We start from the raw sequence: 5795 nt of genomic DNA on the forward strand, positions 1-5795 counted from the left end.
CCGGATCGCGGATCACGATGACAACGGGCAAAGACCCCATCCTGAGACGATCACACGATCCGGTGCGGGGCCCCGGGTGGCCACCCGGGGCCCCGCAACCCGGCATCTCCACAATGCCACAAATCAAACAGACAATCCTGAGAGCCCAAAGGGCGCGAAGGATCTCGTGATGGGGTACGAACCATGACTCCCCTGTCATCTGGATTCGGAGCCCTGGCACCGGCCCGGTCGGGCTTGACCGGGCCGGCGCGGGCTCCATAATCGCTCCATTGAGTGAGTCTCAGTCGCAACAGCCAGGAGACGGATATGGACCCCGGGGCCGCGATCGCCATCATGGAAGTGTTTGTCTGGGCCGGCGGGATCTTCTTCCTGCTCTGGCTCGACCGCCGCAACCTGAACAAGGCCAAGGCGGAAAGCGCCCGCCGCAAGGAACTGGAGGCCAAGGCGCCGCACAAACCGTCGCCGGCCATGGTGCCCACCGCCACGCAATCGAGCGCCACGAAGTCCTGATCCGGGGGCGGATCGTCCACGCTTCGGCCTGGACAGTCCGCGGGCCCAGCGCCTACATCAAGGGCGTCGCCAATCTGGCGGCGCCTTTTTCCGATCTTCAAGCTCCCCCTTCAAGCCCCCCCCTTCAAGCCTCTGGAACGCCCCCATGACACCGTCCGACGATACCGCCGCCGCCCCTCCCGCCCCCACTGGACAGGGCCGCATGGCCGGCCGTGTCGCCGTCGTGACCGGCGCTTCGCGCGGCATCGGCCGGGCCGTCGCCAAGTTGTTCGCGCTGGAGGGGGCCAACGTGGTCGCCGTCGCCCGCACCCAGGCCGCCCTCGAGGAGCTGGACGACGAGGTCCGCGCCGCCGGGGCCGCCCCGCTGATGCTGGTGGCCGAGAACCTGTGCGACTATGAGAAGATCGACCAGATGGCCGTCGCCCTCGCCCGTCGCTTCGGGCGGCTGGACGTGCTGGTGGGCAACGCCGGCGCGCTCGGCCGGCTGGGGCCGGTGGGCCACATGGACCCGCCCATGTTCGAGCAGGTCATGGACGTCAACGTGGTCGCCAACTGGCGGCTGATCCGCGCCCTGGACCCGCTGCTGAAGCAGTCCGAGGCGGGCCGCGCCCTGTTCGTGACCTCGACCGTCGGCCACGACGCCCGGGCCTACTGGGGCGCCTACGCCATCTCCAAGGCGGCGCTGGAGATGATGGTCAAGGTCTGGGCCGCCGAGTTGCTGAAGACCAACGTCAAGGTCAACCTGGTGAACCCGGGCCGCACCCGCACCAGCATGCGCCGCGAGGCCTATCCGGGCGAGGATCCGGAGAGCCTGCCGCCGCCGGAAGCCCACGCCGAAGCCTTCCTGAAGCTCGTCAGTCCGGATTGCCAGGACCACGGCGCCAGCTTCGACCTGACCAAGCCTTCAGCGTGACTCACCGCACCGGGCGGGGCGGCTGGACCCGGCTCGGCGGCGCGCTGCGGCGCGCGGCCGCCACCGCCCCCGGCCGCAGGCCCGGCAGCGAGACCACCGGCGCCCGCAGGCGCGCCCGGCGCACCTCGCGCGACAGCGGCAGGGCGTGGATCTGCTTGACCGCCTCCGAGACCAGAACCCCGGAAATGCCCGGGAACCAGCGCGGCCCCAGGCGCTCGATCAGCGGACCGAGCGACTGCACCATGGCCGAGCGGGTGGGCGGCGTGAACAGGGTCGCGGTGCGCACCGAGGGTGCGAACAGGTTGGCCCGCAGCAGGGCATCCAACTGGCCGCTGGAATAGGGCCGGCCGGAGGCGAACGGGCTGCGCTCCATCCGCGCCCACAGGCCGCGCCGGTTGGGCACCACGACCAGCAGCCGCCCGGAATCGGTCAGCACGCGCCAGATCTCGCGGAAGGCCGCCGTGGTCTGTTCCAGGCCCTCCAGACCGTGCACCAGCAGAATCCGGTCAATGGAGCGGTCCGGGAACGGCAGCTCGGTCTCGTCCGCCATCAGGGCCTGGTTGCGTCCCGTCTCCGGCCAGCGCATGACGCCCTGGGTCGGCGGCATGACCGAAAGGACCCGTTCAGCCTCGCCCTGGAAGGCCTTCAGATAGGGCCCGGCATAGCCCAGGCCGACGATCCGCTCGCCCCGCACGTCGGGCCACAATGCGCGGACATGCCGCGCGATCTGGCGGCGCGCCGCCTCGCCCAGAGGGGAGGCATAGAAGTCCCGCAGATCAATGACATCGGCACGCATGGCGGGCCCCTTCCCTGGCAAGTCCCTGCCGGACAGTCTATATCGGGGGCGCGTCACCCGCCAGACCGGATGCCGGCGCGACAGACCGAAGAGAGGAGCGCAGTCATGCCCCGCTTGCTGATCGAGCAGGTCCCCGTTCTCAGCGACAACTACGTCTATCTGATCCACGAGCCCGACAGCGGCGAGACGGCCGTGGTGGATCCCTCCGTCTCCGGGCCCGTGCTGGAGGCGGCGGCGCGGCTGGGGTGGCGGATCACGCACATTCTCAACACGCATCACCACGGCGACCACACCGGCGGCAACCGCGACATCAAGCGCGCCACCGGCTGCACCATCGTGGGCAACCGCAAGGACGCGGGCCGCATCCCCGACCTGGACATCGGCGTGGTGGAGGGCGACACGGTGCGCCTGGGCACCGCCACCGCGCAGGTGTTCGAGGTGCCGGGGCACACCTCGGGTCATATCGCCTTCTGGTTCGAGGATGCGGGACCGGCCGGCGGCGCCCTGTTCTGCGGCGACACGCTGTTTTCCATCGGCTGTGGACGCCTGTTCGAGGGCTCGCCCGCGCAGATGTGGGACTCGCTGTCCAAGCTGCGCGCGCTGCCACCCGACACGCGCGTGTTCTGCGCCCACGAGTACACCCAGGCCAACGTGCGCTTCGCCCAGTCGGTGGACCCGGACAACGCGGCCCTCGCCGCCCGCGCCGAGGAAGTGACCCGCCTGCGCCGCGACGGGCGCCCCACCGTGCCGTCGATGCTGCGCGAGGAGCAGGCCGCGAACCCCTTCCTGCGCGCGGACGATCCCGCGTTGGCGGCGCATGTGGGGCTGGCCGGGGCCGATCCGGTCTCGGTGCTGGCCGAGGTGCGGGCCCGGAAGGATCGATTTTGATTGTGTTCGGTGATGAAGCGGCTGCGTCGCTTAATCACCTCCGCCGCTTCGCGGCGCCGGCGCAGTCGCGCCGGCCGCGTCCGACCCTACATTCCGTGTCGGACGCGGTATCTGACGTCCCGCCCTGGCCTGCCGGCGGGATCACCTCTGATCACTTCCCGATGCAGAAGTCGCGGAAGATGACATCGAGCAGGTCTTCCACGTCCACCCGCCCCGTCACCCGGCCGAGCGCCCGCGCCGCCAGTCGCAGGTCCTCCGCCACCAGCTCCGGCAAGGGGGCCGCCCGCGCCCGGTCGAGCGACGCCACCGTGTCCGCCAGCGCGTGCCGGTGACGCGCCCGGGTCAGGGGCGGCGGGCTGCCCGCCCCCGCCTCGGCCAGGGCGCGGACCCGGTCCGTCAGGGCGGCCAGCAGAGCGGCGAACCCCGCCCCCGTTTCCAGGGACAGCCCGAGGGGCCGACGCCCGCCCGTGCCCAAGGCCGGCAGCGCCGACGGGGCGCGCAGGTCCGTCTTGTTGAGCACCACCAGGGCGTCCGGATCCGCCGCCAGCGGCGCCACCGCCGGATCCAGGGGATCGGCGGCCCCGCCGTCCAGCAGCACGAGACGCAGGTCCGCCGCTTCGGCCCGGGCGCGGGCGCGGCGCACCCCCTCCTGTTCGATGACATCGCCCGCGTCGCGCAGACCCGCCGTGTCGGCCAGCACGACCGGGAACCCATCCAGGTCCAGATGCACCTCGACCACGTCCCGCGTCGTGCCGGCGATGGCCGAAACGATGGCCGCCTCGCGCCGGGCCAGCGCATTGACCAGGCTGGACTTGCCCGCGTTGGGCGGGCCCAGGACGGCCACGTGCACGCCGTCGCGCAGGCGCTCGCCCCGGGGCGACGCGGCCAGATCGGCGGCGATCTCGGCCGACAGCGCCGCCACGTCGGCCAGCAGGTCCGGCAGCAGCGCCTCGGGCAGGTCCTCGTCCGAGAAGTCGATGGTGGCTTCCAGGTGGGCCAGCGCCCGCACCAGCCGGTCGCGCCACCCTTCGGTGCGGCGGGCCAGGGCCCCGTCCATCTGGCGCAGGGCCTGCCGACGCTGGGCCGCCGTCTCGGCGTCGATCAGGTCGGCGAGCCCCTCCACCGCCGTCAGGTCCAGGCGCCCCGCGTCAAAGGCGCGCCGGGTGAACGCCCCGGGCTCGGCCGGAGTCAGGCCGGGCAATGCCGCCAGCGCGTCCAGCAGGGCGCGGACGGTGGCCCGGCTGCCGTGGCCGTGCAGCTCCGCCACATCCTCGCCGGTAAAGCTGTGCGGGGCGGGGAAGAACAGCGCCAGACCATCGTCCAGCGCCTCCCCGCTGGCCGGATCGCGAAACCGGGCCCACACCGCCCGGCGCGGCGGCGGCGGTTTGGCGCGCCCGGTCAGCGCGCACAGGGCCGCGCCGGCGCGGGGGCCCGAGACGCGCACCACCGCCACGCCGGCCCGTCCGGGGGCGGTGGACAGCGCGAAGATGGTCTCGGCGGGATCCGGAGCGTCGTTGGTGGCGATCATGGCGCGCACCATGCCGGGCGGCGGGGCCGGAGGCAAGATGGACCGGCGCCCCCTGCCCGGCTCGCAGTGACCGGCCGCCGCCCCGGAGGTTACCCCTCAGCGTTCGAAGTCGGCGAACGTCCCTTCCGTGCCGCCGGTGGTGTCGGTGGCCGGACCTCCCGACCCCTTGCCGCCGGACGTGTCGGGGCAGGGCTTGCCCTGGCAATCGGCTGACGGTGACGGACCGGAAACCTCCTGCCCGCTGCCCGCCACGGCCGCGCCCGGCAGAGACAAGGCGGCCGCGCACAGGATCGCACCCAGCAGCGCGGCCGACCGCCGCACCGGGATCGTGGCGTGAACGATGTGTGTCATGTGTTCCCTCGGTTCTGATGCACCCACCTGATATCGGTGACCGGCGGACCCGCCCCTGGCTTCGCGGCGCAATCCCGGCTTTGACGATGACGGGACGCCGGAGTCCGACGCCACGACGGGGGGTGCGGTGACGAAAAAAGCGGCGACATCCGGGGTTCACGAGAGCGCGCATGGACTGGAAGAGTCACGCCTCACGGCGGCCCGCATGACACCATCAACACGACACCATCAACACGACCCGTCCAACACGACCCGTCCATCGCCCCGCCGACCGGACCCGGCGCGCCAACCGAACCACCCTATGGTCACAATAATGGGGCAATGAGGCGAATTTCGGGCGGCCTGGCGACCGTGCCGCCCCCCGGAAAGACCCGCGTTCCGGGGTTGCAATTCCTGCGGCGGCCTGATATCACCCCACCTCCCTGGCGGACAGGCCCGGCCCCGACGGCCCGGCCCACCCCGATGGGCGCATAGCTCAGTTGGTAGAGCAGCTGACTCTTAATCAGCGGGTCCAAGGTTCGAGTCCTTGTGCGCCCACCAAATAGATCAAGGGGTTGCGGGATTTCCTGCAACCCCTTTGTCATGTCGAGAACCGGGCTGGGTAACGCCTGGGTAACGGTGTTTGCGCGGGAGCCTGCCTGATCGGGTCCGCCGTTGGCGGACAGTCGGTCCAATCAGCGATGCAGCAGATGATGGTGTAGCGCGGCGCGCGGTTTTGCGCAGTTCGGCAGCTGTAGCTCGGCAGCGGATTTGGCACAAATCGGCAAGGATTTGGCACAGGCCCAAAGTCTGAGGCAGGTACTCGATTT

At 71.3% G+C, this 5795-nt stretch carries 6 protein-coding genes and 1 tRNA gene; 4 read left to right on the forward strand and 3 right to left on the reverse strand.

The window, feature by feature from the left end:
* The first annotated feature begins 306 nt into the window (after positions 1-306).
* Positions 307-510 carry a hypothetical protein gene (locus tag GHC57_RS18525; RefSeq protein WP_153347055.1) on the forward strand — a complete coding sequence of 68 codons (204 nt, stop codon included), beginning with the start codon at positions 307-309 and terminating at the stop codon, positions 508-510.
* A gap of 202 nt (positions 511-712) precedes the next feature.
* Positions 713-1423: an SDR family NAD(P)-dependent oxidoreductase gene (locus GHC57_RS18530; protein ID WP_153347057.1), complete on the forward strand. Its 711-nt coding sequence runs from the start codon at positions 713-715 to the stop codon at positions 1421-1423.
* 1 nt (position 1424) lies between these two features.
* On the opposite strand, the gene GHC57_RS18535 is transcribed toward GHC57_RS18530, so the two are convergent.
* Positions 1425-2219 (reverse strand): class I SAM-dependent methyltransferase, encoded by a 795-nt coding sequence (locus tag GHC57_RS18535; protein ID WP_153347059.1) that lies wholly within the window; start codon positions 2217-2219, stop codon positions 1425-1427.
* Between the two features lie 105 nt (positions 2220-2324).
* On the opposite strand from GHC57_RS18535, the gene gloB reads away from it, so the two are divergent.
* A complete protein-coding gene (gene gloB / locus GHC57_RS18540; protein WP_153347061.1) occupies positions 2325-3107 on the forward strand; it encodes a hydroxyacylglutathione hydrolase in 783 nt (260 codons plus the stop codon).
* Positions 3108-3258: 151 nt separating this feature from the next.
* Here the strand turns inward: gloB and mnmE are convergent, their stop codons facing one another.
* On the reverse strand, positions 3259-4635 hold the full coding sequence (gene mnmE, locus GHC57_RS18545; protein WP_153347065.1) for a tRNA uridine-5-carboxymethylaminomethyl(34) synthesis GTPase MnmE: 1377 nt from the start codon (positions 4633-4635) through the stop codon (positions 3259-3261).
* A 96-nt stretch (positions 4636-4731) separates the two neighbouring features.
* Positions 4732-4986, reverse strand: a complete 255-nt coding sequence (locus GHC57_RS18550) for a hypothetical protein (RefSeq protein ID WP_153347063.1) — start codon at positions 4984-4986, stop codon at positions 4732-4734.
* A 464-nt stretch (positions 4987-5450) separates the two neighbouring features.
* Here GHC57_RS18550 and GHC57_RS18555 point away from each other — a divergent pair.
* Positions 5451-5526, forward strand: a tRNA-Lys gene (locus GHC57_RS18555).
* Positions 5527-5795: the final 269 nt, after the last annotated feature.

The sequence above is a fragment of the Roseospira navarrensis genome (assembly GCF_009601025.1).
GTDB classification, from domain to species: domain Bacteria; phylum Pseudomonadota; class Alphaproteobacteria; order Rhodospirillales; family Rhodospirillaceae; genus Rhodospira; species Rhodospira navarrensis.